We start from the raw sequence: 25799 nt of genomic DNA on the forward strand, positions 1-25799 counted from the left end.
ATCTTGCCAACCTTTTGGGTTCCTTTACCTTCCTCGCCCCGAAATCGTTTGCCTTCAGCAACCAAGTGGTTCTACGGTTGCTCAAGGCAACAAAAGAAGAAGTGCGGAGGTGCCCATGGCCGCTCAGAGTCAGTACGAGGAGCTGGCCCGGCAGCTCAGTGCCATCGGTGCCGTCAAGCGTGAGATGGGGCGGATTCTGCCGCCCGACTGCCCGCCCGCCTCGGCCGGTGTGCTCACGCTGCTCGACCGGTACGGCGAGATGCGGATGAGCAAGCTGGCGGAGCTGCTCGCGATCGACATGTCGGTCACGAGCCGGCACGTGGCCCACGCCGCCGAGCGCGGCTGGATCGAGCGCGAGCCCGACCCGCTGGACAAGCGGTCGCGGCTGCTGCGCCTGACGCCGAGCGGCCGGTCGCTCCTCACGGAGCTCTCCGAGCGCTACACAGCATCACTCGCCCGGTATCTGGACGACTGGTCCGACAGCGACGTCGGCCGTCTCAACGAATTGCTCGCCAGGCTCCGTACGAGCTTCGGCGACTGCCGGACCCGGGCGCATCACGAACCCACCACCCGCACACCCGCGGAATGAAAAGGAACTACATGGCTACGACCACACCATCCGGTGTGCGGGGCGGCCACGCCAAGCACGGGGGCCACCCGGCTCCCGACGGGGCGCCCATGTCGCACCGTCAGATCATGGAGGCGATATCCGGGCTGCTGCTCGGCATGTTCGTCGCCATCCTGTCCTCGACGATCGTCTCCAACGCGCTGCCCGAGATCATCCACGACCTCAAGGGCGGCCAGAGCGCCTACACCTGGGTCGTCACGGCGTCGCTGCTGGCGATGACCGCGACCACCCCGCTGTGGGGCAAGCTGTCCGACCTGTTCAGCAAGAAGCTGCTGGTCCAGGTCGCGCTGGTGATCTACGTGGCGGGCTCGGTGGTGGCCGGTCTGTCGCAGAACTCCGGCATGCTGATCGCCTGCCGTGTCGTCCAGGGCATCGGCGTGGGCGGTCTGTCCGCGCTGGCCCAGATCGTCATGGCCGCGATGATCTCCCCGCGGGAGCGCGGCCGTTACAGCGGCTACATCGGCGCCACCTTCGCGGTCGCCACCGTCGGCGGCCCGCTGCTGGGCGGCGTCATCACCGACACCAGCTGGATGGGCTGGCGCTGGTGCTTCTACGTCGGCGTGCCGTTCGCGGTGATCGCCCTGATCGTCCTCCAGAAGACCCTGAAGCTCCCCGTGGTCAAGCGGGACGTCAAGGTCGACTGGGCGGGTGCCTTCTTCATCAGCGCCGCGGTCTCGCTGCTGCTGGTGTGGGTGACCCTGGCGGGCGACAAGTACGACTGGATCTCCGGCCAGACCTTCGCCATGGTCGGCGGCGCGATCGTGCTCGGCGCGATCTTCGTGTTCGTCGAGTCCCGGGCGAGCGAGCCGATCATCCCGCTGCGGCTGTTCCGCAACAAGACGATCACCCTCGCCTCGCTGGCCTCGCTGTTCGTCGGTATCGCGATGTTCTCCGGCACCGTCTTCTTCAGCCAGTACTTCCAGCTGGCGCGCGGTGAGTCGCCGACCATGTCCGGGATCATGACGATCCCGATGATCGGTGGTCTGTTCATCTCCTCGACCGTCTCCGGTCAGATCATCACCAAGACCGGTCGCTGGAAGGCCTGGCTGGTCTCCGGTGGCGTGCTGGTGACCGCGGGCCTCGGTCTGCTGGGCACCATCCGGTACGACACCGAGTACTGGCACATCGCGATCTTCATGGCGCTGATGGGCCTCGGCATCGGCATGATGATGCAGAACCTGGTGCTCTGCACGCAGAACCAGGTCGCCCCGAAGGACCTCGGCTCCGCCTCCTCCGTCGTGACCTTCTTCCGCTCCCTCGGTGGTGCGGTCGGCGTCTCGGCGCTCGGTGCGGTGCTCGCCAACCGCGTCACGCACTACGTGAAGGACGGCGTCCAGGAGCTCGGCCCGCAGGCCGCGGCGAAGTTCGCGCAGGGCGGCGCCGGCGGCGGTGGCGGCATCCCGGACCTGGACGCCCTCCCGGCCCCGTTCCGGACGATCATGGAGAGTGCCTACGGGCACGGCGTCGCCGACGTCTTCCTGTACGCCGCTCCGTGCGCGCTGCTCGCCTTCCTGGTGACGCTGTTCATCAAGGAGGTCGCGCTGAAGACCAGCGGCGGCCTGGCCCAGGCGGGCGAGACGGAGGCGGCTCCGGCCGCCACCGGCGCCGCCGCGGTCGCGCCGCAGCCGGAGCCCGCCCTCGTGGGCGCCGGTGCCCCGGTGGGCCAGGACGACGGCCAGGCGCCCTCCTGGGCGCAGCAGCCGTCCGCGTCGGCCACCACCCAGCCGCTGGCGGCGTACGCCTCGGCGGGCGGCGGTGACGAGGTCCCGGCCGGTCCGGCGATCCACGGCTCGGTCCGCAACGCGGAGGGCCACCCGGTCGCGAACTCCGCGGTCACGCTGATCTCGCTCAGCGGGAGCCAACTGGGCCGCTCGGTGGTCCAGGCCAACGGCTCGTACGTACTGAACGCCCCCGGCGCCGGTTCGTACGTGCTGATCGCGGCCGCCGACGGCCACCAGCCGCAGGCGTCCACGGTCGTCGTCGGCGAGCAGGCCCTGGCCTACGACATCCTGCTCAGCGGCACCAGCGGCCTGGGCGGCCAGGTCCGCAGCGCGGTCACCGGCGAGCCGGTGACGGACGCGATGGTCGTGGTCACCGATGTGCGGGGCGAGGTGCTGGCCACCGGCAAGACCGGCGAGGAGGGCTTCTTCTCCTTCGACGAGCTGGCCCCCGGCACCTACACCGTCGCCGTCAACGCGGCCGACTTCCGGCCGACGGCACTGCCGGTCGAGGTCGGCGGGCAGGGCACCACCCGGATGGAGATCGAGCTGCTGGCCGGCGCCCGGGTACAGGGCGTCGTACGGGCCGGAGCCGACCGGCGTCCGCTGCCGGACGCGCGGGTCACGCTCGTGGACGCGGCGGGCAACGTCGTGGCCACCTCCACCACCGGTGAGGACGGCGCGTACGCCTTCACCGACCTGGACGCGGGCGACTACACGGTCATCGCGAGCGGCTACCCGCCGGTCGCCAACGGCCTGACGGTCGACGCGCGCGGGGTCGACGGCTACGACGTCGAGCTCGCCCACCCCGGCGAGTGATCCCGGGCCCGGGGGCCGGCCGCACGGCGGCGGGCCCCCGGGAGCCCCGGCTCACCCCGGGGCGCACGAACCCCGGTCCGCTGTCCTTTTGAGCGGAGAGGCAGCACGGACCGGACCCCAGGGCTCCGGCGGCGGTACGCGCACAGGCAGGGGACGGCCTGCGTGCCGCCGCCCGGAGCCCGACATGTGAGAGGCAAGAACGGGAGTGGGAATGACTTCGACGGGCGCGGCAGCGGGAGCGGCCAACGGCGCGGGCGTACGCGCACAGGTCCGTACACGGGACGGCTGGGCGGTGCAGCACGCGGTGCTGACCGTCACCGACATGACCGGCACCCAGGTGCTGCGCGCGGCGGCCGACGAGGACGGTGCCGTACGGGACACGCAGCCGCTGGCCCCCGGCCCGTACACCGTGATCGTGACGGCTGTCGGCTACGCGCCGGTCGCCTCCAGCGCGATCGTCACGGCCAGCGGCCGGATGGACGTCGGCAACGTGACGCTGGCACGCCAGGGCGGGGCCGAGCTGCCGCCGCCCGGCGCCTGGACCATCGACCCGATGCACTCGACGGTCGCGGCGACCGCCCAGCACCTGGGCATCACCAGCGTGCACGGCCGCTTCCTGGACTTCGCGGGCCGCATCGAGATCGCCGAGGACCTGGACAAGTCGTCGGTCCGGGCGGTCATCAAGACGGCCTCGATCGACACCGGCAACGGGATGCGCGACGGGCACCTGCGGACCGGGGACTTCCTCGACGTCGAGCAGTACCCGGAGATGACCTACGTCAGCACCGGCCTGGAGCCGGCCGGCCCGGACCGCTGGACCGTGCACGGCGACCTGTCGCTGCGCGGCGTGGTCCGCCCGGTGGACCTGGACCTGAGCTACCTCGGCACCGGCCCCGACCCGTGGGGCGGCGTGCGGGCGGCCTTCAACGCCACCGCGGAGCTGCGGCGCGAGGACTTCAAGATGAACTACAACCAGGTCGTCGCCGCCGGTATCGCGGCGATCGGCACGACCCTGCGCGTCGAGCTGGACATCCAGGCCGTACAGGGCGAGACCCTGCCCACGGCCTGACGACCCGCGGCCCCACCCCCCGACCGACCGGGGCCGCACGCGACGGTGCCCCGCCCTTTGCATCGCAAGGGGCGGGGCACCGTCGTGCAGGGGGTTCCGTCAGTTGGTCTTGCACTTGTTGCCCGTGGCGGGGTTCAGCAGTCCGATGACGTCGATGGTGTTGCCGCACAGGTTCAGGCCGAGGTCGATCGGAACCTGGATGGCGTTGCCCGACAGGATGCCGGGCGAGTTGGCGACCTTGGCCCCCGCACCGGCGTCGGCGACGGCGGTACCGACGCTGCCGAGGACGGCCGCGACGGTCAGGACACCCGCGCTGATGGTGGTACGAACGCGCATGTGGAGCTCCTTACGCTGCGCTGAGAAATGATCAGATAAGAGGTAGACACGGCGCGGTGGTCGAAAACCGCCGCGCCCGTCGATGCCCACGTTCGGCGGGGCCCCTTCATCCGTTCGGACGCGCGGGGAGCACGGGGTGAGGCGGGGAGTGGTAGGGGCGGTGGGGCCGGCCTTGAGGGCCGGGCTGCGGGCCGCCTCGGTGCCGGGCTGCGCGCCGCCTTGGGGGCCTGACCACAGCCGACCTCAGGTGCCGGGCCGTGGCCGCCCTCGGGTGCCGGGCCGTGGCCACCTCGGGTGCCGGGGCTACCGGTTCGCGGTGCCCTGGTCCGTACTGTCGGAGTCACCCGTACTGCCGACGTCGCCCGCACCGTCGGCGTCCCCCGCACCGTCGGAGCGGTCCGCGGCCGCGGCAGCCGCCGCCCGCTGCCGCTCCCGCATCGCCTCGATGCCCGCGATCTGGAGCTCCAGGGCGAAGGCGAAGTCGTCGTCCAGCATCCGCTCGGCGGACATGCCCTCGCGGGTGTACGTGCCGTTGCCGGACAGCTCCAGCGTCTCCGCGAACCGCGGATGGCCCTGCGCCGCTTCCACGACCCGGTGGAAGTACTCGTCCAGGGTGGTGCCCTCGGCCCGGCAGCGGGCCCGGTGCTGGCCCTGGATGCTGCAGAAACCGTAGACGAACTGGTAGACCGCCGCCAGCGCGCCCGACGTCGACTCCTTCGACAGGCCGCTGCGCGCCATCACCCGCAGCGTCGCGTTGGAGAACGCCATCGAGCGCGGCCCGAAGTTGAGGTACTCCCCCAGGAGCTTCGGCAGCCACGTGTGGGCGAGCAGCAGCTTGCGGTACTCGAAGGCGAGGTGGCGCAACTGGTCGCGCCAGTCGGCCCCCTCCTCGGACTCGTCGGGCAGGTCCAGCTCGCCGGCCACCGCGTCCATGGCCAGTTCCAGGAGGTCGTCCTTGGTGTCGACGTACCAGTAGACGGACATGGCCGTGACACCCAGTTCGGCGGCGAGACGCCGCATGGAGAACTTCGCCAGGCCCTCGGCGTCCAGCAGCCGGACCGTAGCCGCGACGATCTTGTCGAGGTCCAGTCCGGCCGGCTGGTCCGCCTTCCGTTTCACCGGGGGGCGCTCGGTCAGCCAGACACTCTTCGGCTGTTTCCCGGCGCGACTCGAAGTGGCTGCCATCTCGCGCCCTCCCTTTCGTTCACGCAGTGGTACGGAGTCGATGCTATTCCGGCCGGGCGGCGGCCGGTCCCGGGCGTACCGGTCCGGCTCCCGGGGCGGCTTCCGGTTCGGCCTCCGGTTCGGCTCCCGGGGCGGCGGACGCGGGTGCGCCGGAACCGGCGACGGGCCCCCCACGCTCCGCGCGGCGCAGCAGGAACGCCGCGAGCAGGCCGCCGAGGAAGACGGCGGCCGCGCCCACCAGTTGGCTGGTGCCGATGCCGGAGGCGAACGCGTCGTGGACGGCCGCCCGGTCCGCGTCCGTACGGGCCATGGCCAGCGCGGCCGGCAGTGAACCGGCGCCCAGCGCGACCGCGGGCAGCAGCGCGGCGAAGCGGGAATTGAGGACCGCGCCGAGGACGGCGACGCCCAGGCCCTGGCCGAACTCCATCAGTGTGCCGTTCACGCCCGCGCCCACACCGGCCTTCTCCACCGGGATCGACGACATGATGGCGTTGGCCATGGTGGGCATCGCGAACGCCACACCGACGCCCATCAGCAGCAGCCCGAGCAGCATGCCGCCGTAACTGTCGCTCCCGAGGGTCGCGATGGCGGTCAGCCCGCCGGCGAGCAGGCTCATCCCGACCACGATCATGCCGGGGGTGCCCAGCTTGGGCAGCAGCTTGACGCCCAGACCGGTGAAGTTCAGCGCGACGACCATCAGCGCCAGCGGCGCCATCCGCAGTCCGGCCTCCAGCGGCCCGTACCCGAGGACGAGTTGCAGGTGCTGGGTGAGCAGGAACATCGAGCCGCCCAGGCCGAACGCCACCAGGATGCCGCCGGACACCGCGCCGATGAACCGGCTGTTGCGGAAGAAGTGCATGTCCAGCATCGGGTTCGGTATGCGCAGCTCCCACAGCGCGAAGACCGCGAGGCCGACGACGCCGACCGCGGCGGAGATCAGCACCCGGCCGGAGAGCCAGCCGCTCTCGGGACCGGAGATGATCGCGAAGACCACACCGACCATGCCGATCATGGAGAGCAGCGCGCCCACCAGGTCGGGACGGTCCCCGTGGGAGCTCTTCGACTCGGGGACGAGCCGCAGCACGGCGACGAAACCGATGAGCGCGACCGGAATGTTGATCAGGAACAGCGAGCCCCACCAGTAGTGGGCCAGCAGCGTGCCGCCGATCAGCGGCCCGGCGGCGAAGCCGAGCGAGTTCACCGAGCTCCAGATGCCGATGGCCTTCGGGCGCTCGGCGTCGTCGAAGATCTGCATGACGACGGCGAGCGTGGTCGTCATCAGCAGCGCGCCGCCGACCCCCATGGCGGCGCGGGCCGCGATGAGCTGGCCGGGCGACTGGGCGAGGGAGGCGGCGAGCGAGGCGACGCCGAACAGCACCAGGCCGGCGGCGAGCATCTTCTTGCGGCCGTACCGGTCGGCGGCGTTGCCGGCGGTGAGCAGCAGGCCGGACTGGACCAGGGAGTACGCGTTGAGCATCCACTGGACGTCGGCGGTGGTCGCGCCCATCTCCTCGGTGAGCGAGGGGACCGCGACGTTCAGGACGGTGTTGTCGAGCAGGACGGTCAGCTGCGCGAGGCAGATGACGGCGAGGATGAGCCAGCGGGTCGGATTGCGGGCCGGGCTCAGGGGTGGGGTGGCGCCGGAGGCCACGGAGGACATACAGGCTCCCTGTACGGAGTGATCGAGCGGATCAGCGGGACATCTACACCGTACAGGGAGTGCTATACGCCGTACATCTCCTTATCGGGGAGCACGGTCGGGCGTTCTCGACTACGTCACGAGGCGGGTTTCGTCAGGTCGTACAGCGTCGTACCTCCGACGGTCACCTTCTTGAAGTTCTTCTCGACCCAGCTCGTGATGTCGGCCGACGTGGACTTCTGGGCACCGTTCGACCCGAAGAAGCCGCCGCCCGCGCCCCCGCCGACGAAGTAGTGGATCTTGCCTTGGCGTACGTACTCCTTGAACTGTTCGAGCGTCGGTGAGGGGTCGCTGCCGTTGAACCCGCCGATGGGCATGACCGGCAGTTGGGTGGCGAGCTGGTAACTGGCGGCGTTCTGGGAGCCGATGGCGGCGGCGGCCCAGGTGTAGTCGGCGGCGTGCTCCCGGAGGGCGGCCTTGGCCTTGGCGCTGACCTGCTGGCCGTTGAGGAGGCCGCCCAGGGTGTTGTAAGGGTTGCCGGTGCGGCCTCCGGGGCCGGCGGGGCCGCCGGGCTGGGCCTGGCCCTGGCCCTGCCATCCCGGGGTTTGGCCTTGGCTCTGGCCGCCGGGCGGCGGGCCGCCCTGGCCTCCCCTGCTCCCCTGCCCCCCCTTGCCGCCTTGGCCTCCCGTGTTCCCCTTGCCGTCAGGTCCGGGCCCGCCGACGATGATCATGCCGCCGCGCCGGCCCCCGGCGCCCTCGACCTTCGGGCCCGCCGTCACGATCGACCCGGTGTGCGGAGTGGCGACCGTGTTCGCCGCGTACGCCACCGGCCCGCCCAGCCCGGCGGCGACGCCCAGCCCCGCGGCCACCACGGCCAGCCGCCGGCCCAGCCGTACGGACAGCAGCAGACCCAGCGCCGCCACCGCGCCCACCGCCACCACCGACCACCGCAGCCACGGCAGCCACTGCGGCGAGCGGGCCAGCAGGACGTACGCCCAGGCCGCCGTCACCGCGACCGTCCCCGCCAGCACCAGCACGGCGGCAGTACGGTCCCGCCGCCGCCACAGCAGCGTCGCCCCCATCGCGACCAGCGCCGCGATGTAGGGGGCCAGCGCGATGTTGTAGTACTGGTGGAAGATCCCGGACATGAAGCTGAACGTCGCGAACGTGATCAGCAGCGCGCCGCCCCACACCAGGAACGCCGCGCGCGCGGCATCGGTCCGCCCGGCCCGCCGCAGCACGACCAGCCCCGCGACCAGCAGGAGGGCAGCGGCGGGCAGCAGCCAGGCGATCTGGCCGCCCATGTCGGAGCCGAAGAGCCGGGTGAAGCCGGTGTCGCCCCAGCTTCCCCCGCCTCCGCCGGGGCGGCCGCCGCCGACGCTGCCCGTCTCGTTGCCGTTGATGCGGCCGAGCCCGTTGTAGCCGAAGGTCAGCTCCAGGAAGCTGTTGCTCTGCGAGCCTCCGATGTACGGTCGCGAATCGGCCGGCCACAGCTCGACGATCGCGACCCACCAGCCGCCGGACACGACCATCACCAGCCCGCCGAGCAGCAGTTGACCGAACCGGCGGCGCAGACGCGTGGGCGCGCACACCGCGTACACGAGTGCCAGCGGTGGCAGGATCAGCCACGCCTGCAACGTCTTGGTCAGAAAGGCGAAACCGAAGCAGACACCCGCCAGCAGCAGCCATTTCGTACGGGCGTCCTCCAGCGCGCGCAGCACGCCGTACACGGCGCAGACCATCAGCAGGCACAGCAGCGCGTCCGGATTGTTGAAGCGGAACATCAGCGCGGCGACCGGTGTCAGGGCGAGCAGCGCCCCCGCGAACAGCCCGGCGCCCGCGCCGAAACGGCGTCGTACGGCCGCGTACAGCACCCCGACCGTGGCGACGCCCATCAGCGCCTCCGGCACCAGGATGGACCACGAGCTGAGCCCGAAGAGCCGTACGGACAGGGCCATCGGCCACAGAGCGGCCGGGGGCTTGTCGACGGTGATGGAGTTGGCGGCGTCGGAGGACCCGAAGAAGAGCGCCTTCCAGCTCGCGGAACCGGCCTGGGCGGCCGCCGAATAGAACTGGTTCGCGTACCCGGAGGCACCGAGGTCCCAGAGGAAGAGGACGGCGGACGCCAGGAGCAGCGCGACGAGGGCGGGGCGGGCCCAGCGGGGGGAGTCGGGTGGTGGTGGGGTGGCCTCCTGGGGGGTCTCCTGGGTGGCCTCCCGGACGCCCTCTTGGGTGGATTCGGACTGCTCGCGCGCCTCGGACGGCTCAGGCGGCTCGGCCTCCTGGGCGCCGGGCCCGGACGGCTCGGCCGGTTCCGTGAGGCGGGGGTGGTGCGTGGTCATCGGGTGCTCCTGCCGGGGTGGTGCGGTGCGGCGGTGGGGTGCGGGACATCCGGCGCGGGGGTGGGGTGGTTCCTTACGGGGGTGGGATGGTCCGGTACGGGAGTGGGGTGGTCGGGTACGGGGGTGGGGTGTTCCCGTACGGCCGCGGGGCGGTCCGCTACGGCGGTGTGGCGGTCCTGTACGGGTACGGCGTCCCCACCGTTCCGCGCCCGGTCCTGGTCCCGCTCCCGGTCCCGATCCCGGTCCGTGAAGACCCATGCCCGGAAGAGCAGGAACCGCAGCAGCGTCGCCGCGAGGTTCGCGGCCACCAGCACGGCCATCTCGGTGCCGTGTGCGGGATCGCCGGTCGCGGCGTCCAGCGCGGCCAGCGATCCGCTGGTCAGGGCCAGCCCGATGCCGAAGACGACGAGCCCCTGGGCCTGGTGGCGTACGGCGCGCTCGCGGCCCCGTACGCCGAAGGTCAGCCGGCGGTTCGCCGCCGTGTTGCCGATGGCCGACAGCAGCAGGGCCGCGGCGTTGGCCGGCTGCGGCCCGACGCCGAGCCGGAAGAGCGAGTAGAGGCCGAGGTAGAGGAGGGTGCTCAGGGCGCCGACCACGCAGAAGCCCATGATCTGGCGGGCCAGCCCGCGCGGTACGCCCGCCAGCTCGCGGTCGCGCGGATCGTCGCCGAAGGGGCGCGCGAGCCGGTCCAGCGGCAGCGCTCCGGTCGCCAGCGCGCGCCCCACACGCCACACGCCCTTGAGGTCCTCGGTGGCCGTCCGCACGATGTGCACGGTGCTGTGCGGGTCGTCCACCCAGTCCACGGGGACTTCGTGGATGCGCAGCCCGGCACGTTCGGCGAGCACCAGCATCTCGGTGTCGAAGAACCACCCGCTGTCCTCGACCATGGGCAGCAGCCGCTCGGCGACATCGCCCCGTACGGCCTTGAATCCGCACTGCGCGTCGGAGAAGCGGGCGGCCAGCGAGCCGCGCAGGATGAGGTTGTAGGAGCGGGAGATGAACTCCCGCTTGGGGCCGCGCACCACCCGCGAACTCCGGGCCAGGCGCGAGCCGATCGCCAGGTCGGAGTGGCCCGAGATGAGCGGGGCGACCAGCGGCAGCAGCGCGTTCAGGTCGGTCGACAGGTCGACGTCCATGTAGGCGAGCACCGGGGCGTCGGAGAGGGACCAGACGGTGCGCAGCGCCCGGCCGCGGCCCTTCTCCTCCAGGCGTACGGCCGTCACCTCGTCGATCGTCTCACCCAGCGACGCGGAGATCTCGGGCGTGCGGTCCGTGCTCGCGTTGTCCGCGACGGTGATCCGGAAGCCGTAGGGGAAGGTGCGGGAGAGGTGGTCGTGGAGCCGGCGGACGCACGGCTCCAGGTCGGACTCCTCGTTGTAGACGGGGATCACGACATCGAGCACCGTGTCGATCTGGCCGAGGCGCAGATGCTCACGGGGCGGCAGGGAGCCCAGGGGGGTGTGGGCCGGCTGTGTCGTCGTCATGACACCGACGCTTCCGGAGTGCGCTGTCACCCTTGTGTGGTGCCGCTGTGCCCGGCCTGTGAATGGGCGTATTCAAGGGGCGCATGGGAATGCCGGGGGGCGCGTGTGGTGCCGCGCGCCGGTCCGTCGGCGGGCAGCCGGACCCGGAAGACGGTCCGCCCGGGGACGCTCTCCACCCCGACCGTGCCGCCGTGCGCCGCGACCACGGCCTCCACGATCGCCAGCCCCAGGCCCGTACTGCCGCTGCTACGGGCGCTCGTGCTGTTCGTACCGCCGGTACTCCCCGTACCGTCTCCGCCGCCTGTACCGCCTGTACCGCCTGTACTGCCTGTGCTGCCTGAGTCCCCCGTCCCGCCCGTCCCGTTGCTGCTGCCGCGGCCCGTACGGGAACGGGACGCGTCGCCGCGGGCGAACCGTTCGAAGACATGCGGCAGCAGCTCGGGCGGCACACCGGGGCCGTCGTCCCGCACCTCCAGCCGGACGAAGTGCCCCGCCCCCGGCATCGGCATCTCGCGCCGCAGGCAGGCGACGACCGTGGTGCTCTCGGGGGTGTGCGTACGGGCGTTCGCCAGCAGATTGACCAGGACCTGGTGCAGCCGGTCGGCGTCGGCCCGTACGGGCACCGGGTCGGCCGGCAGCTCCAGGCGCCACTTGTGGCGGGGCCCGGCGGCGCGGGCGTCGCTGACGGCGTCCACGACGAGCGGCACGAGATCGGTGCACTCGTACGACAGCGGGCGCCCGGAATCCAGCCTGGCGAGCAGCAGCAGGTCCTCCACCAGACCGGTCATCCGCTCCGCCTCGGACTCGATGCGCCCCAGGGCGTGCCGGGTGGCCGGCCCCGGCTGCTCGCGGCCGCGCCGGGTCAGCTCGGCGTACCCGCGTATCGAGGCCAGCGGTGTCCGCAGCTCGTGGCTCGCGTCCGCGACGAATCTGCGGACCCGTGTCTCGCTCTCCTGCCGGGCCGCGAGCGCCGACCCCACGTGCCCGAGCATGCGGTTGAGCGCCGCGCCGACCTGCCCGACCTCCGTACGCGGGTCGGCCTCGGCGGCCGGGACGCGCTCGTGCAGTGCCACCTCGCCCCGGTGCAGCGGCAGTTCGGAGACGCGGGTGGCGGTGGCGGCGACCCGGCGCAGCGGCCACAGCGCGATACGGACCGTGGCGGCGCCGGCGAGACCGGCGGCCACCAGGCCCGCGGCGGTCACACAGACCTCCACGACGACCAGCCGCGTGACGACGTCCTGCACCTCGCCCGTCGGCAGCCCGACCAGCGCGGAGTCGTCCGGCGCCGATTCGACGCGGTAGTCGCCCAGGTCGGGGAGGGAGACGGTGTGCGGGCGCCCGTCCCGCGGCACGGCGGCCAGTGCCTGCTTCTGCTCGTCGGTCAGCGTGACCAGGTTCTGCGCGGGCAGCGGGTTGCGCGCGTCGATACTGCGGGCGGCGGCGGTGATGTCACCCTCGGCGGAGAGCCGCGCCCCGACCGTGCCGATCGGCTGGCCGGGACCGGCGATGAACCCGAGGTCACGGTGTCCGGTGAAGTCACCCTGCCGGCCGACGGAGTGCTGGGCCGACTCGCGCAGTTTGCCGTCGAGCTGATTCTGGAGGTACGAGTGCAGCGCGATGGCGGTGACCGTACCGATCACCGCGCACACCACCGCGATCAGCAGAACCGCCGACACCACCAGCCGAGTCCGCAGACTCCACCGCCGCGGCCGCAGCCTGAACTGCCGGGGACGCCGGTGCCGGTGCACACGCGGTCCGGTGGGAACGGCCCCGCCGCTCGCCCGGACAGCAGTCGGCGAACCAGCACCCGCCGCCCGCCCGGCGATCGGCGGGCCAACGCCCGCCGCCCTTACCGCCCCCGGCGGACCGGCACCCGACGCCCGTCCGGCAGTCGGCGAACCAGCACTCCGCGCCCGTACCACCATCGTCGGCCCAACATCCGGCACTCGCCCGGCAGCCGGCGGCCCGGCACCCGCCGCCCGTTCGGCCACCGGCGGACCAGCACCGGCCGCCCGTACCACCCTCGGCGGACCAGCGTCATCCGCCCGCCCGGCAGCCGGCGGCCCGGTTCCAGCCCCCGCTGCCCCGGACACCCGCTACCCGCCGGGCTTGATCAGATACCCGGCGCCCCGGCGTGTGTGGATCATCGGGCTGCGGCCCGCGTCGATCTTCCGGCGCAGGTACGAGATGTACAGCTCCACGACATTGGCCTGGCCGCCGAAGTCGTAGCTCCACACCCGGTCCAGGATCTGCGTCTTGCTCAGCACCCGCCGCGGGTTGCGCATCAGGTAACGCAGCAGCTCGAACTCGGTGGCCGTCAGGTGGATCTCCCGGCCGCCCCGCCACACCTCGTGGCTCTCCTCGTCGAGCAGCAGGTCGCCCACCGCGAGCAGCGACTCACTGCGGCCCGCCGCCGCGCCCGCCCGGCGCAGCAGACCACGCAGCCGTGCCACCACCTCCTCCAGGCTGAAGGGCTTGGTCACATAGTCGTCGCCGCCCGCCGTCAGCCCGGCGATCCGGTCCTCGACCGCGTCCTTCGCGGTCAGGAACAGCACCGGCACCTCGGGCAGTTCGTGGCGCAGCCGTCCCAGTACGGTCAGGCCGTCCATGTCCGGCAGCATCACGTCGAGCAGCACCGCGTCCGGCCGCCACTCACGTGCCGCCCGCAGCGCGGCCGTGCCGTCACCTTCGGCGCGGATGTCCCAGCCCTCGTAACGCAGCGCCAGGGAGAGCAGCTCGGCGAGCGACGCCTCGTCGTCGACGACCAGCACCCGCACCGGGCTCCCGTCGGGACGCAGCAGCTCAGCACGCTTCTTGGCGGTGGATGTGGACGCTGTCACGGTCATGCTGTCGAGGCTGACCACCCCCTCTGAGAGCCGTCTTGCGCGTATCTGTGAATCTCCTGAGAAACACCCGTCACCACAGCACGGTTGCGGTGGAACCGGACTGGGCCGCCCCCCGCGCGGTCCAGCCGGTCACCACTGGAATCAGCATCGCACCCACCACTGACAATCGCCCTGACCTGCACATTTACCCTCCCAGGGGCGTCCGGCTCCCGCCCCTTCCCTTCACCCCGACGTCAATCCGTACCGTCACCGCATGAAGATCCTCGCCCTCAACGGCAGCCTGCGCACCCCTTCCCGCAACGGCGCCGTCCTGCGGTCCGCCCTCGCCCTCACCGACGCCACGTCAGCCACCGCCGACCTCGCCGCGCTTCCCCACTTCCAGCCCGACCAGGACGCCGAGGGCGCCACGCCGCCCGCCCCGGCGGCCGCCCTGCGCCGCGCCGTGGCGGACGCGGACGCCGTACTGATCGTCAGCCCGGAGTACGCCCATGGCGTCCCCGGCGTCCTCAAGAACGCTCTCGACTGGCTGGTCAGCAGCGCGGAACTCCTGGACAAGCCGACCGCGGTACTGACCGCGTCACCCTCACCGACCGGCGCCGCGTACGCACACGAGCAGTTGCGCGAAACCCTGCGCACGATGTCCGCCGCCGTGGTCCCGGACGCCTGCCGCGACCTCGCAGCCATCGGCCCGAAGACCGACCCGGCCACCGGAACCGTCACCGACCCCGCCACCCTCCAGGACCTCCGCACAGCCCTGGCAGCGCTGACCGAGGCGGCCGTACGCCCCGCTCAGAGCCCGAACAGCCGCCGGGCGTTCCCGTGACAGACCCCGCGCAGCCAGTCGTCCCCCGTCTCCAGCCGCGCCAGCACCTCCAACGCGTGCGCGTATCCGTACGGGAGGTCGGGGAAGTCGCTGCCGAACAGGATCCGCCCGCCCAGGTCCGCGAGCCGCCCCCGCTCCGTGCGGGGGATGGGCGCGGCCCGCTCGGCGAAGTCCGTGAACGCCATCGTCGTGTCCAGGTGCACGCCCTCGTACCGTTCGGCCATGCCGAGGAAATCGGTGTACTCGGGCATCCCCATGTGCGCGACGACCAGCCGCAGCCGAGGATGCCGGGCCAGCAGCCGCCCGACCGGCTCCGGCCCGGTGTGCTTGCCCGGCGCGGGACCGGACCCACAGTGCACGACGACCGGCGCCCCGGCCTCAGCGAGCGCCCCCCACACCCCGTCGAGCCGCACGTCCCCGGGGCCGTACGCCCCCACCTGCACGTGTGCCGTTAACACGCGCGCTCCGGCGCCCAGTTCAGCCCGTACGTAGTCCTCGGCCCCGGCCTCCGGGAAGAACGTGGCGGTCCGCAGACAGTCCGGCGTACGGGCCGCGAAGCCGGCCGCCCAGCCGTTGAGCCACTGGGCCGTGCCCGGCTTGTGCGGAGAGATCATCAAGGCGAAGGCGCGGACTCCGAAGCCGCGCAGCACGGCGAGCAGTTCGGCCTCCTCGTAGCGGTACGCGATCGGCCACGCGCGCCCCACCAGCGGCCCGACCGCATCGAAGTACGCCCACACTTTGGCCGGCACGCGTTCCGGCATGAAGTGCGTGTGCACGTCGATCAGCCCCGGCAGCCCCAGCCCCAGCCCCAGCCAGAAAGCCTCGACCCGCTCATCACCGTCCACCACCATGCACACGCCCCCTCCCTCCCACCCGGCCCCTCCCCCCTCAGAACAAACTCCCCTGCGCCCCTTCCACACCACCCGCCTCTTCTTTCCCGGCCGCCCGCACCTCCGCCGTAGTCACTCTGCCCCCGCCCAACCCATCCACCGCACCACGCAACTCCCACCCCGCCAACAACCGCCCATCCACCACAAACACTCCGGCCCCTCCCGCTCCCCCGGCATCCCGCACATACACATCAGCCCCCACCCCGGCCACCACAGTCCCCACCACCTCGTCCCCCGCGGCCAATCCCGCGATCTCACCGACCCCCGCCGCCGGAATCCGATCCAGCCCGAACACCTCCGCATGGTCCGTCCACGCGAACGCGACCGGTTCCAGCGCCTCCGGCCACCCCGCCAGCTCCCGCGCCGCGCCATGCAGTCCGGCCAGCGCCGCAGCCCGCTCCGGCACCGGCGGCAGCGCGGTACGCGCCACCCGCTTCTCCGTCTTGCCGAACCGGTCCCGTACGTCCAGGGCGGTGCCCAACAGCGCCTCCGCCCGCCGCGCGGCCATCAGCGGCCCGTACCCCAGCCATGCGTACGTGATCGCCCCCTGCTCCACCAGGCGCGCCGCGCCGCGCTCGGCCGCCGTGATCCCCACCTTCAGCAGGCCCGGCCCGAAGTACGCCAGGTAGACGCCGTACGTACGCGGATCGTCGGCCATCGTGTCCGCCGCCACCGACCGCGAACGGTCGAGCCGCGCACAGTCCGCGCACTGGTCCCGCGCGCGCCCGCCGTCGATCACCGCCCCGTACGGGCAGACCGTCCACCGCGCGCCCCTCCGCACCCCGAGGCACCGCCGCTCACCCACCACCGCGAAGGCCAGGGCCTTGCCGGCGGGCAGGGCGCTGCGCCGCCGTACACCCCGCTCCGGGGCACACCAACCAAGCCCCGGCTCGTCCCCGTCCCAACTCGGCCCCGTGCACCACCAGCCACCCGCCGCCGCCTCACTCACGTACCGACACCCGCCTCCACCCCACCGTCCCCCCGATAAGTGCTGCGATACGCACTCGGCGACACGCCGATCGCAGCCTGGAGATGCTGCCGCAGCGAGGCCGCCGTACCGAACCCGGCGTCCGACGCCACCCGGTCCACGGTCAGTTCCGTCTCCTCCAGCAACTGCCGCGCCCGCTCGACACGCTGCTGCGTCAGCCACTGCAACGGCGAGACCCCGACCTCCTCCCGGAACCGCCGGGTGAAGGTCCGTACGCTCATGGCCTGGCACGACGCCAGTTCCCGCAGGGTCACCGGCCGGTCCAGGTGCTCCAGCGCCCAGGCCCGGGCCGCGGCCGTGGAGGAGTACTGCGGTTCGGGGACCGGTCGGCGGATGAACTGGGCCTGCCCGCCCTCCCGGTGCGGCGGCACGACCGTACGGCGGGCCACCTCATTGGCCACCGCCGCTCCGTGATCGCACCTGATCATGTGCAGGCACAGGTCAATCCCGGAAGCGACACCCGCCGCCGTGAGCACACGCCCCTCATCCGTGTACAGAACATCCGCGTCCAGCTCGATATCCGGGAACAGCCGCCGGAACTGCTCCGCCGACCGCCAGTGCGTCGTCGCCCGCCGCCCCTCCAGCAGGCCGGCCGCCGCCAGCACGAACGACCCCGTGCAGATCGACGCCACCCGCGCATTTGGACGGAAGCGCGCCACCGCCCGCGCCACCGCCTCGCTCAGACACCCCTCGTCCGTCCCGTAATCCTGCTGCGAGGCCGGCACCACGATCGTGTCCGCTTCCGCGAGGGCTTCGGGCCCGTGCCGCACATTGACCGTGAAATCCACGTCGGTACGGAGTTCCCCCGGCTCCGGCGCACACGTCACCACCTCGTACAACCGCCGGCCGTCGGCCGTCTCGGCCTGCCCGAAGATCCGGTGCACGATTCCCAGCTCCATCGGCAGCAGGCCGTGCCGCACCAGTACGGCGACCCGATGCCGCCCGTCCTCCGCGAAGACACCCATGGCCCGATCCTCACACACCTTGGCCATCCGGCCACTCGCCCGGCCCCCACGCCCCACCAGAAGATCGATCCACCCCCAAAAAACACCCCCTTCCCTTGGAGCCCCCATGAAGGTCCTATGGCTGGCAGCCCACCCCGAGGAACGTTCCCTCAACGGCTCCCTCAAGACCGAAGGCATCCGCACCCTGCGCGACCACGGCCACGAGGTCCAGCTCTCCGACCTCTACGCCATGAAGTGGAACCCGGTCGTCGGCGCCGACGACTTCGACCACTCCCCCACGGAACGTCTCCACATCAGCAGCGCCGCGCATCACGCCTACACCAGCGGCACCTTGAGCCCCGACATCCGCGCCGAACAGGAGAAGGTCACCTGGGCCGACACCCTCGTCGTCCAGTTCCCCCTCTGGTGGTTCGGAATGCCCGCGATCCTCAAGGGCTGGTTCGACCGCGTCTTCGTCAGGGGCTTCGCGTACGGCATCAACGACCCCGCCACCGGCCGGACACTCCGCTACGGCGACGGCCCGCTGACCGGCAAGCGCGCCATGACCGTCGTCACCGCCGGCGCCCGCCCCTCCTCGATCGGCCCCCGCGGCGTCAACGGTGACCTCGACGACCTGCTCTTCCCCCTCCACCACGGCACCTTCTGGTACACGGGCATGAGCGTGGCCCCACCGTTCCTCGTCCCCTCGGCGAACCGGACGTCCCCCACCACGTACGAGGACATCGCCGCCCACCTCCGCACCCGCCTCCTGGACCTGCCCTCGACCCCACCCCTCCCCTTCCGCCGCCAGAACTCCCCCGACTACGACCCGGAAACCCTCGCCCTCCACCCGGACCTCGCCCCACACACCACCGGCCCGGCCCTGCACTACACGGACGCCCCGTAACCCGAGCGCGCCCACGCAAAAAAGACCGGCCCGGCACGTTTCCGTGCCGGACCGGTCTTCGCAGTAGCGGGGACAGGATTTGAACCTGCGACCTCTGGGTTATGAGCCCAGCGAGCTACCGAGCTGCTCCACCCCGCGTCGGTTCGTCAGACTCTACGCCACACCCACCCCAAAGGGAAATCGTTCCCCCACCCCCTGCCCACCGGGCCAAAAACGGGGGCGGACAGGACTCCACACCGGCGGATTGCTGCAACCGCGGGCCTTCACTGCCGTACGACACGACAAAGCCCCCGTCCGGAGAACCCGGCGGGGGCTTTGACCTGCTGTGCGCTCGGCAGGATTCGAACCTGCAACCTTCTGATCCGTAGTCAGATGCTCTATCCGTTAAGCTACGAGCGCTTGGCTTTCCGGCGGTTTTTCTTGCCGGTCGGCGTTGCAGAAAGAACATTACACGAACCTCGCCGGGAGGCGAAATCCGATCACGGCACCCTCCCTGACCTGCGGAAACGTGGTGGAGGTGGGGCGGTGGGGGCTACTCGGGCCAGGCGGAGTCTTCGAGGATCCGTACGAAGTCCGGACGGGTGTGGTCCGGATCGAGGTGGGCCAGGACGTCGGCCTGGGGGGTGCCTCGGGCGGTTTCCGGGCGGTGGGCGAGGGCCCGGTGGTAGGCGCGGAGGATGTGGCGCTTGAAGCCGGGGCGGGGGTGGGCCGTGAGGATCTCTTCGCGGGTGTCCGGCGGGAGGGTGTCGTAGCCGATGCCGAGGACGTCGAGTTCGTAGCCGGCCGCGAGGAGAGCGATCTCCGGGGCCATGCGGTGGGGGATCTCCGGTGTGGTGTGCAGGGCGACGGCTTCCCAGGTGAGGCGGGTGCGGGCCGGTGGGGCGCCGCGGGCAGTCAGGAAGCGGCGGGCCTCGTCGGCGCCGTCCAGTTCGAAGCGCTGCCGGGAGCCGTGGAACCGGTCGGTCAGGCCGAGGCCGTGGAAGAGGGCGGCGATGTAGAGGATTTCCGCGTCGAAGGGCAGGTTGCGCTCGCGGCCGTGCCGGGCGCCGAAGAGGTAGACCCGGCGGGAGTGGTGGTAGATCAGCTCGTCGGTGGTGTTCCGGATCAGCTCGGTGGCTTCTCCGGCCAGGGCGGAGTCCGGGAAGGGGATGCCGGCGACGTGGGTGTGGGTGGTGTGGGCTGTGTGGGTGGAGCGGCGGGTTGCGGTGGGGTCTGGGGACGGAGGAGGGGGAGGGGGAGAGGGGCACGGCTCAGGGCGGGGCTCGGGCGTCATGGGGACAGGGTCGCTCGGGAGCGTGCTCCGCGTCCGGAGCGTTCCGGCCAGGTGGGGAGGGGCCGGGGAGGTCCCATGTGGCGAGAGGGCGGGAGGGGTGCCGGAGAGAGGGGCCGGTGAGGTCCCGTGTGGTGAGGGAAGGGCCGGGGAGGTCCTATGTGGGGAGGGACGGCCCGGGGAGGTCACGTGTGGCGAGGGTGGGCCGGGAGGGTCCCGCGGGAGGGGGACCGGAGGGACCCGTGTGGTGGGCGTGCGCTGTTTCCGGGGAGAAAAGCGTTCAGGCCCCGGTCGGAGTGACCGGGGCCTGAACGAAACGAGCGGAGGCGGAGGGATTTGAACCCTCGATGGGCTTTAAGACCCAAACCGCATTAGCAGTGCGGCGCCATAGACCGGACTAGGCGACGCCTCCACACACCCCGACCGCGCGCAAGCACGATGTGGCGTGACCAGATGATGGCACAGCTCGGCGGGCTGTCACCAATCGACCCCCACGGTACTCGGCAGACGGGCCGCCCGGCAAAGGCCTTTACGAGGTGGTTCGGGGTCGTTCCGCATGAATCAGTGCCCCGCGAATCGAACGGGGTTCAAACATCGCGGCGGGCGGCGAGCCGCGCGCAACGTCGGGCCCGTCGGCGCGTTAAACGCTGCGGAGATGTGAGGGCGGCAGCGGTGGCCCTGCCCCCGTACCTCGCGCCTGCGCCTCGCACCTCGTGTCCCGCCCCGGTACCTCGCACCTTCTGGAGTACGCGATGCCGTTCCACCGGCTGTCCCGCTTCGCCACGGCTGCCACGACCACCGCTGCCGCCCTCGCCACCCTCGCTCTGACGGCCCCGGTCGCCGCTTCGGCCCCGGCCGCGCCCGCATCCCCTGCCACCCCAGCCGACCTCTCCGTCGGCTCCCCCTCCGCCACCGCGCCCCTCCCGCTCCTGTCGCGCTCCTCCGACCACCTCACGATCACGGTCAGCGACTCCGGCAAGGCGGCCACGAACGGTACGTACGAGCTGTACTGCCACCCGGCGCGCGGCACCCACACCGACGCGCGCGGCGCCTGCGCCAAGCTCGACAGCCTGTCGCGGTGGGGCAAGGACCTGTTCGCGGGCGTGCCGAAGGGCAGCAAGTGCACGATGCAGTACGGGGGACCGGCCACCGCGCGGATCACCGGCACGTGGGCGGGACGCCCGGTCAACGCCCAGTTCAGCCGGGCCGACGGATGTGAGATCAGCCGCTGGAACCGATTCGTGCCGGTGCTGCCCTCGGTCGCTTCGTGACGTAGAAGCGGGCCAGTTCAGGACGCGGGGCACATGTCGGGCGTGCGACGAGTCGCACAATCCCGTGGCATTACCTCCTCGTCATCCGTCTCCGCGTCCCCATCCGGTGCCCGTAGACTCCCTTCCAGTGACCCGCGGCGGACGTGGCGGCGGGCTCGGCAAGGTGCGGTAACTGCAGGGAGGAAGCGTCGTCGTGAGCAGCAGGCCATCCCGAGGCGCTGCTCGCCTCGCAGCCATACTCGACGCTCTGCCGGACGCGTTGCTGCTGGTGAACTGCAACGGCACGGTCGTCAACGCGAACGCCATCGCCCTGGAGACCTTCGAGGCCCCGGGCACCGCCCTGGTGGGCCGCGGGCTGCTGGACCTGCTGCCGTCCTTCGACTCCAAGCGCATCCCCGGCTCGATGCGGCGCCACGACGAGCAGGAACACGGCCCGCGTACGAAGCCCACGCGGATGGTGGCGCGGCGTACCGACGGCCGTGAGCTGCTGGTCGAGGTGACCAGCGCGAACCTGGAGGACGGCCGTACCCCGTACGAGTCCGCCTTCGAGGCCGCGTACGCCGACCACCGCAACGGCTACACCGGCGACGAGCTGTTGATGCTCGTCGTACGGGACCTGACCGGCACGCTCGACACCGAGACCGAGCTGGCCCGCCAGCAGCGGCAGACCGAGATGATCCTGCGCGCGGCCGCCGAGGGCGTCGTCGGTGTCGACTCCGAGGGCAAGGTCGTCCTCGTCAACCCGTCCGCCGCGCAGATCCTCGGCTACCGGGCGAGTGAGCTGGGCGGCAAGGAACTGCACCCGCTCATCCACCACTCCCGCGCGGACGGCACGCCGCTGCCCTGGGAGGAGACGCCGCTCGCCGACTCCCTGCGTTCCGGGCGCAAGCACCGGGTACGGGGCCAGGCGCTGTGGGCCAAGGACGGGCGGTCCGTCCCGGTGGACCTGACGACCGCGCCGGTACGCGACGGTGACCAGCTCGTCGGCGCGGTGATGACGTTCACCGACCGGCGTCCCTACGACGCGCTGGCGGCGCGCCACACACAGCTGCTGGCCGTACTGGACCAGTCGCTGCGCGGCCCGCTGGAGGAGCTGAAGGCGGAGCTGGGCACCCTGGCGTCCGACCCGGCCGGCCAGCTGTGGCCGGAGGCGAACCAGATCCTGCACCACCTGGCCGCCGGGTACGCGCGGATGACGACGCTGGTCGACAACGTGCTGAGCTACCAGCGGCTGGACGCGGGCGGCGAACGGCTCACGCGGTCCAAGGTCTCGCTCGACCGGGTCGTGGCGGCCGGCGTCGAGGGCGCGATCGAGCTGATCGGCCCGGGCCGCGCCCAGTTCGCGGTGCACGCCCCGCCGATCGACGCCGAGGTGGACGCGGAGCGGCTCGCGCAGGCGCTGTCCCACCTGATCGCGGATGTCGCGGGCGTGGACGCCACAGGCAAGGCCGGGAGCGGCTCCGAGGCCACTTCCGGGGACTCGACGATCGTGGTGGCCGCGGCTCAGCGCGGCGAGGTCGTACGGATCGAGGTGCGCGGCCCGTACGGCGGCGGCAACCCGGTCCACGCGCCCATCGTGCGCGGCATCGTGCGGCAGCACGGCGGTGTGCTGCAGACGCACCAGGTGCCGGGCGCGGGCGGCAGCGCGTATGTGCTCGAAGTGCCGGTGGCGGCCGGTGGCGCGCCGGTGTCCGGCGCCGCGGGCCCGGCGCGCGAGGTGACGGGCAACGAGACGACGGTCATGCCGGTGCCGGCCGAGCGGGCTCGGGGGACGCAGCAGCAGGGGCAGGGGCAGGGACAGGACCAGGGCAAGGGCAGGGGGCCGGTTCAGGGGCAGGCCGGTGGGGCCGGGGCGCCTGGGGTGCCTGGGACGCCTGAGGCGCCGGGGCAGAAGGCGCGGGCGCAGCGGGCCGGAGGAGAGGCGACCGGCCCCGGTACGCCCGGTGCTGCGGGCAGCGGTACGGGTCGTACGGACGGTGCGGCCGAGGGCACGCCGACCGGGCGGCGCCGGGCGCGGAACGGTGACGTGCCGGAGCAGCAGTCGCAGGGGGAAGACGCCGCGGCACCCGGAAACGGCAACCAGAGCGGCGCCCCGAACGGGAACAGGCACGGGAACGGGAACGGACACGGTCAGGTGCCCCGGGCCCGTAGTGAGGCGGATGTCTCCGGGTCTCAGGGCACGGGCGGTTCCGGCGCAGGCGTACGTGGGGCAGGCGCGGGCGGCGCCGGTCGTCCCGGCGCGGAACCGGGAATGCCCGGCGCGCCCGGGATGCCGCAGGGCATGGCCGGGGCCGAGGTCGTACCGCCGGGTGGTCGGCGCCCGCTCCAGCAGGACGGCCCGGAGGGTGCCGCACGGGCCGCGCTCCCGGCCGCCACCGGCGGCCCGCAGGGCCAGGCGCAGGGGCAGCAGCACGGGCAAGGACAGCAGCACGGACCGGGGCAGGGGCCGGGGCAGGGCCAGGCGGTTCACGCCCAGGCCGGGCACGCCCAAGGGCAGGTACAGGGGCAGGCGCAGGCTCAAGGGCAGGCGCAGGCTCAGGGGCAGGGGCAGGTTCCGCCGTCCGGGCGCCGGGCGCGCAGGGCGCTGGCCGACACGGCCGAGCGCCCCTTCCCGAACCAGGCGCAGGCCCCCGCCCGTACCGCGCACTCGGCCTTCGCCCTGCCGCCCGCCGCCGCCGACCAGCTTCCGCAGTCCCCCCTGCCCGCGTTGCCGGTCCTGCCCGGTCAGAATTCCGGACCGGCCGACGGCCCGCAGGGCGGCACGGGCACAGGTGCAGGTGCAGGTACCAGTGCAGGTACGGGTACGGGCCGCCGTCGCGCGCGTCCCGGTACGGCGGACGCTGCCGGCGACCCGGCCGGTGCGGTACCCGGGCCGGGCGCGCCCGAGGGTGGCTGGGGGCCCGAGCCGACCGGTCGGCGCCGTGCGCGGCGCGCTGCCGCCGAGGAGCGGGCGGCCGCCGCGATGGCCGATTCGGAGTCGACGGGTACGTTCGTCGCCGGTCCGGAGGGGCTGGTGGCGCACCCCGTCGAGGGCGGGCCGACGACCGGTCCCGGCAGTGCTCCGACGAACGGTCCGGGAACCGCCCCGACGGCCACGGACGCGCCCTCTGCGCCCCCCGCACCGACCGGGCGCCGGCGTGGGCGCCCCAGCCCGGTGGAGGCCGAGCAGGGCGCCGGGCAGGAACCGCGGGAGGGGAAGGGCACGGCCGCGCCCGTAACCGACCCGGCCGCTCCCCGGCAGCCCATGCCCGCGCCCGTCTCCCCGGAGACGGCGGAGGGTGACGACATGGCGGGCGGGCCCGCCGCGGGCCATTCCCACGGGCGGGCGTTCAGTGTGCGGACGCTCGGGCAGGGCGTGCCGTTCTCGCAGCAGCTCGCCGGAGCCGAGCAGCAGCAACCGGGCGCAGCCGGAGGCGCCGCACCCGGCGCCCCCGCTCCCGGAAGCGCCGCACCCGGCGCCCCCGCCGCGGGCTCGGGCCGCCGCCGCAAGCTGGCGCAGCCGCCGCAGGAGGGGGAGCGTACGGCCGCGTCCGACGCCTCCTCCGCCGAGGCCCGGCCGCACCCGCAGCCCGGCACCCACGCGCCGGGACAGCCCCAGTCCCAATCCCCGCAGCAGTCCCAGCAGCACCCCCAGCAACAACAACCGCATCAGCAGCACCTGCTGAACACCTCGGAGGGGCGCGCCTTCGCCGTCTCCGCCCCCGACGAGGGCAGCGAGGGCCCCGAGCCGCTGGACGGCCCGAACGGCGCCGTCGAGGTGACCGAGCCGCAGCCGCAGCCGATGGACGACGAGTTGCCGCCGGAGCCGCTGGACAACCCGCGCCGGCTGCTGGTCTGGCCCGCCCCGGACGTCTCCACGCAGCAGGCGCTGTGCGACCGCGGCTACCGCCCGGTCATCGTCAACTCCCGCGAGGAGGTGGACGCGCAGATCGCCGCGTACCCGGCGGCGCTGTTCGTCGACCCGCTGACCGGGCCGATCACCCGTACCGCGCTCCAGTCGCTGCGTACGGCGGCGGTGGCGGCCGAGGTGCCGGTCCTGGTGACGGCGGGACTCGGGCAGGCGACGCGGGAGGCCGCGTACGGGGCCGACCCGGCCGTCCTCCTCAAGGCGCTCGCCCCGCGGGACAGCGAGCAGCACCCGCCGCGGGTCCTGCTGACCGAGGAGAACGACGCCGTCGCCGGGGCGCTGACCGCCTCGCTGGAGCGGCGCGGCATGCAGGTCGCGCGGGCGGCGACGGACGCGGACGCGGTGACGCTCGCGACCCGGATGCGGCCGAACCTGGTGGTGATGGACCTGATGCAGGTACGCCGCCGCCGGGCCGGGATCGTCGACTGGCTGCGCTCGAACGGCCTGCTCAACCGCACCCCGCTGGTCGTCTACACGTCGGCGGACCTCGACCCGGCCCAGTTGCCGGGGCTCGCGGCGGGCGAGACCGTCCTCTTCCTGGCGGAGCGTTCGACGAGCGCGGAGGTCCAGGCGCGGATCGTCGACCTGCTCGCCAAGATCGGCACGAACTGAGCGGGGCCGGCACGAACTGAGCGGGCCGGTACGGTCCGACACGGGCCGAGCGGGGCCGGTACGGGCTGAACGGGGCCGGCACAGGCCGAGCGGCCCGCTTCGGACTGAGCGGCCCGCTTCG

General features: G+C 72.7%; 18 protein-coding genes and 3 tRNA genes. 7 read left to right on the plus strand and 14 right to left on the minus strand.

Annotated features, from left to right (window positions below; all coding sequences use genetic code 11):
- Window positions 1-115: 115 nt before the first annotated feature.
- From AB0A97_RS22660 to AB0A97_RS22670, 3 genes are all read left to right on the plus strand, one after another.
- Entirely contained in the window at window positions 116-589 is a 474-nt protein-coding gene (locus AB0A97_RS22660) for a MarR family transcriptional regulator (RefSeq protein ID WP_361152792.1), read from the plus strand.
- An 11-nt stretch (window positions 590-600) separates the two neighbouring features.
- On the plus strand, window positions 601-3165 hold the full coding sequence (locus AB0A97_RS22665) for an MFS transporter (protein WP_361152794.1): 2565 nt from the start codon (window positions 601-603) through the stop codon (window positions 3163-3165).
- 211 nt (window positions 3166-3376) lie between these two features.
- Window positions 3377-4234 carry a YceI family protein gene (locus AB0A97_RS22670; RefSeq protein WP_361152796.1) on the plus strand — a complete coding sequence of 286 codons (858 nt, stop codon included), beginning with the start codon at window positions 3377-3379 and terminating at the stop codon, window positions 4232-4234.
- Window positions 4235-4333: 99 nt separating this feature from the next.
- Here the strand turns inward: AB0A97_RS22670 and AB0A97_RS22675 are convergent, their stop codons facing one another.
- The 7 genes from AB0A97_RS22675 to AB0A97_RS22705 all read right to left on the minus strand — a co-directional run bounded on the left by AB0A97_RS22675 (window position 4334) and on the right by AB0A97_RS22705 (window position 14066).
- On the minus strand, window positions 4334-4570 hold the full coding sequence (locus tag AB0A97_RS22675; RefSeq protein ID WP_361152799.1) for a chaplin: 237 nt from the start codon (window positions 4568-4570) through the stop codon (window positions 4334-4336).
- Between the two features lie 303 nt (window positions 4571-4873).
- Window positions 4874-5755, minus strand: coding sequence for a TetR/AcrR family transcriptional regulator (locus tag AB0A97_RS22680; RefSeq protein WP_361152801.1), 882 nt, complete (start codon window positions 5753-5755; stop codon window positions 4874-4876).
- A 43-nt stretch (window positions 5756-5798) separates the two neighbouring features.
- On the minus strand, window positions 5799-7415 hold the full coding sequence (locus AB0A97_RS22685) for an MFS transporter (protein WP_361152803.1): 1617 nt from the start codon (window positions 7413-7415) through the stop codon (window positions 5799-5801).
- 116 nt (window positions 7416-7531) lie between these two features.
- Entirely contained in the window at window positions 7532-9736 is a 2205-nt protein-coding gene (locus tag AB0A97_RS22690) for a glycosyltransferase family 39 protein (RefSeq protein WP_361152805.1), read from the minus strand.
- A complete protein-coding gene (locus AB0A97_RS22695; RefSeq protein WP_361152808.1) occupies window positions 9733-11220 on the minus strand; it encodes a bifunctional glycosyltransferase family 2/GtrA family protein in 1488 nt (495 codons plus the stop codon). The genes AB0A97_RS22690 and AB0A97_RS22695 overlap by 4 nt, the downstream gene beginning before the upstream one ends.
- 26 nt (window positions 11221-11246) lie before the next feature.
- Window positions 11247-12902: an ATP-binding protein gene (locus AB0A97_RS22700; RefSeq protein WP_361153378.1), complete on the minus strand. Its 1656-nt coding sequence runs from the start codon at window positions 12900-12902 to the stop codon at window positions 11247-11249.
- A 414-nt stretch (window positions 12903-13316) separates the two neighbouring features.
- Window positions 13317-14066, minus strand: a complete 750-nt coding sequence (locus tag AB0A97_RS22705; protein WP_361152811.1) for a response regulator transcription factor — start codon at window positions 14064-14066, stop codon at window positions 13317-13319.
- Between the two features lie 253 nt (window positions 14067-14319).
- Here AB0A97_RS22705 and AB0A97_RS22710 point away from each other — a divergent pair, with 253 nt between their 5' ends.
- Window positions 14320-14889, plus strand: coding sequence for an NAD(P)H-dependent oxidoreductase (locus tag AB0A97_RS22710; RefSeq protein ID WP_361152813.1), 570 nt, complete (start codon window positions 14320-14322; stop codon window positions 14887-14889).
- Here the strand turns inward: AB0A97_RS22710 and AB0A97_RS22715 are convergent.
- The 3 genes from AB0A97_RS22715 to AB0A97_RS22725 are packed head-to-tail and all read right to left on the minus strand — an operon-like array spanning window position 14856 to window position 17759.
- Complete coding sequence (locus tag AB0A97_RS22715) at window positions 14856-15740, minus strand: amidohydrolase family protein (RefSeq protein ID WP_361153380.1); 885 nt, start codon at window positions 15738-15740, stop codon at window positions 14856-14858. The two genes, AB0A97_RS22710 and AB0A97_RS22715, sit on opposite strands and share 34 nt — an antisense overlap.
- Before the next feature lie 37 nt (window positions 15741-15777).
- Window positions 15778-16728, minus strand: a complete 951-nt coding sequence (locus AB0A97_RS22720; protein WP_361152815.1) for a DUF2797 domain-containing protein — start codon at window positions 16726-16728, stop codon at window positions 15778-15780.
- A complete protein-coding gene (locus AB0A97_RS22725) occupies window positions 16725-17759 on the minus strand; it encodes a helix-turn-helix domain-containing protein (RefSeq protein ID WP_361152818.1) in 1035 nt (344 codons plus the stop codon). Before AB0A97_RS22725 ends, AB0A97_RS22720 begins: the two co-directional genes overlap by 4 nt.
- A gap of 79 nt (window positions 17760-17838) precedes the next feature.
- On the opposite strand from AB0A97_RS22725, the gene AB0A97_RS22730 reads away from it, so the two are divergent.
- A complete protein-coding gene (locus tag AB0A97_RS22730; RefSeq protein ID WP_361152821.1) occupies window positions 17839-18618 on the plus strand; it encodes an NAD(P)H-dependent oxidoreductase in 780 nt (259 codons plus the stop codon).
- A 64-nt stretch (window positions 18619-18682) separates the two neighbouring features.
- Here the strand turns inward: AB0A97_RS22730 and AB0A97_RS22735 are convergent.
- From AB0A97_RS22735 to AB0A97_RS22750, 4 genes are all read right to left on the minus strand, one after another.
- Window positions 18683-18756 (minus strand) — tRNA-Met (locus tag AB0A97_RS22735).
- Window positions 18757-18944: 188 nt separating this feature from the next.
- Window positions 18945-19017, minus strand: a tRNA-Arg gene (locus tag AB0A97_RS22740).
- A 133-nt stretch (window positions 19018-19150) separates the two neighbouring features.
- On the minus strand, window positions 19151-19891 hold the full coding sequence (locus AB0A97_RS22745; protein WP_361152823.1) for an HD domain-containing protein: 741 nt from the start codon (window positions 19889-19891) through the stop codon (window positions 19151-19153).
- Window positions 19892-20209: 318 nt separating this feature from the next.
- A tRNA-Ser gene (locus AB0A97_RS22750) sits at window positions 20210-20300 on the minus strand.
- 340 nt (window positions 20301-20640) lie between these two features.
- On the opposite strand from AB0A97_RS22750, the gene AB0A97_RS22755 reads away from it, so the two are divergent.
- Both AB0A97_RS22755 and AB0A97_RS22760 read left to right on the plus strand, forming a co-directional pair.
- Window positions 20641-21159: an SSI family serine proteinase inhibitor gene (locus tag AB0A97_RS22755; RefSeq protein WP_361152826.1), complete on the plus strand. Its 519-nt coding sequence runs from the start codon at window positions 20641-20643 to the stop codon at window positions 21157-21159.
- Between the two features lie 193 nt (window positions 21160-21352).
- Window positions 21353-25678, plus strand: a complete 4326-nt coding sequence (locus AB0A97_RS22760; protein ID WP_361152829.1) for a PAS domain-containing protein — start codon at window positions 21353-21355, stop codon at window positions 25676-25678.
- Window positions 25679-25799: the final 121 nt, after the last annotated feature.

Source organism: Streptomyces sp. NPDC045470 (assembly GCF_040646595.1).
Classification (GTDB): Bacteria; Actinomycetota; Actinomycetes; order Streptomycetales; family Streptomycetaceae; genus Streptomyces.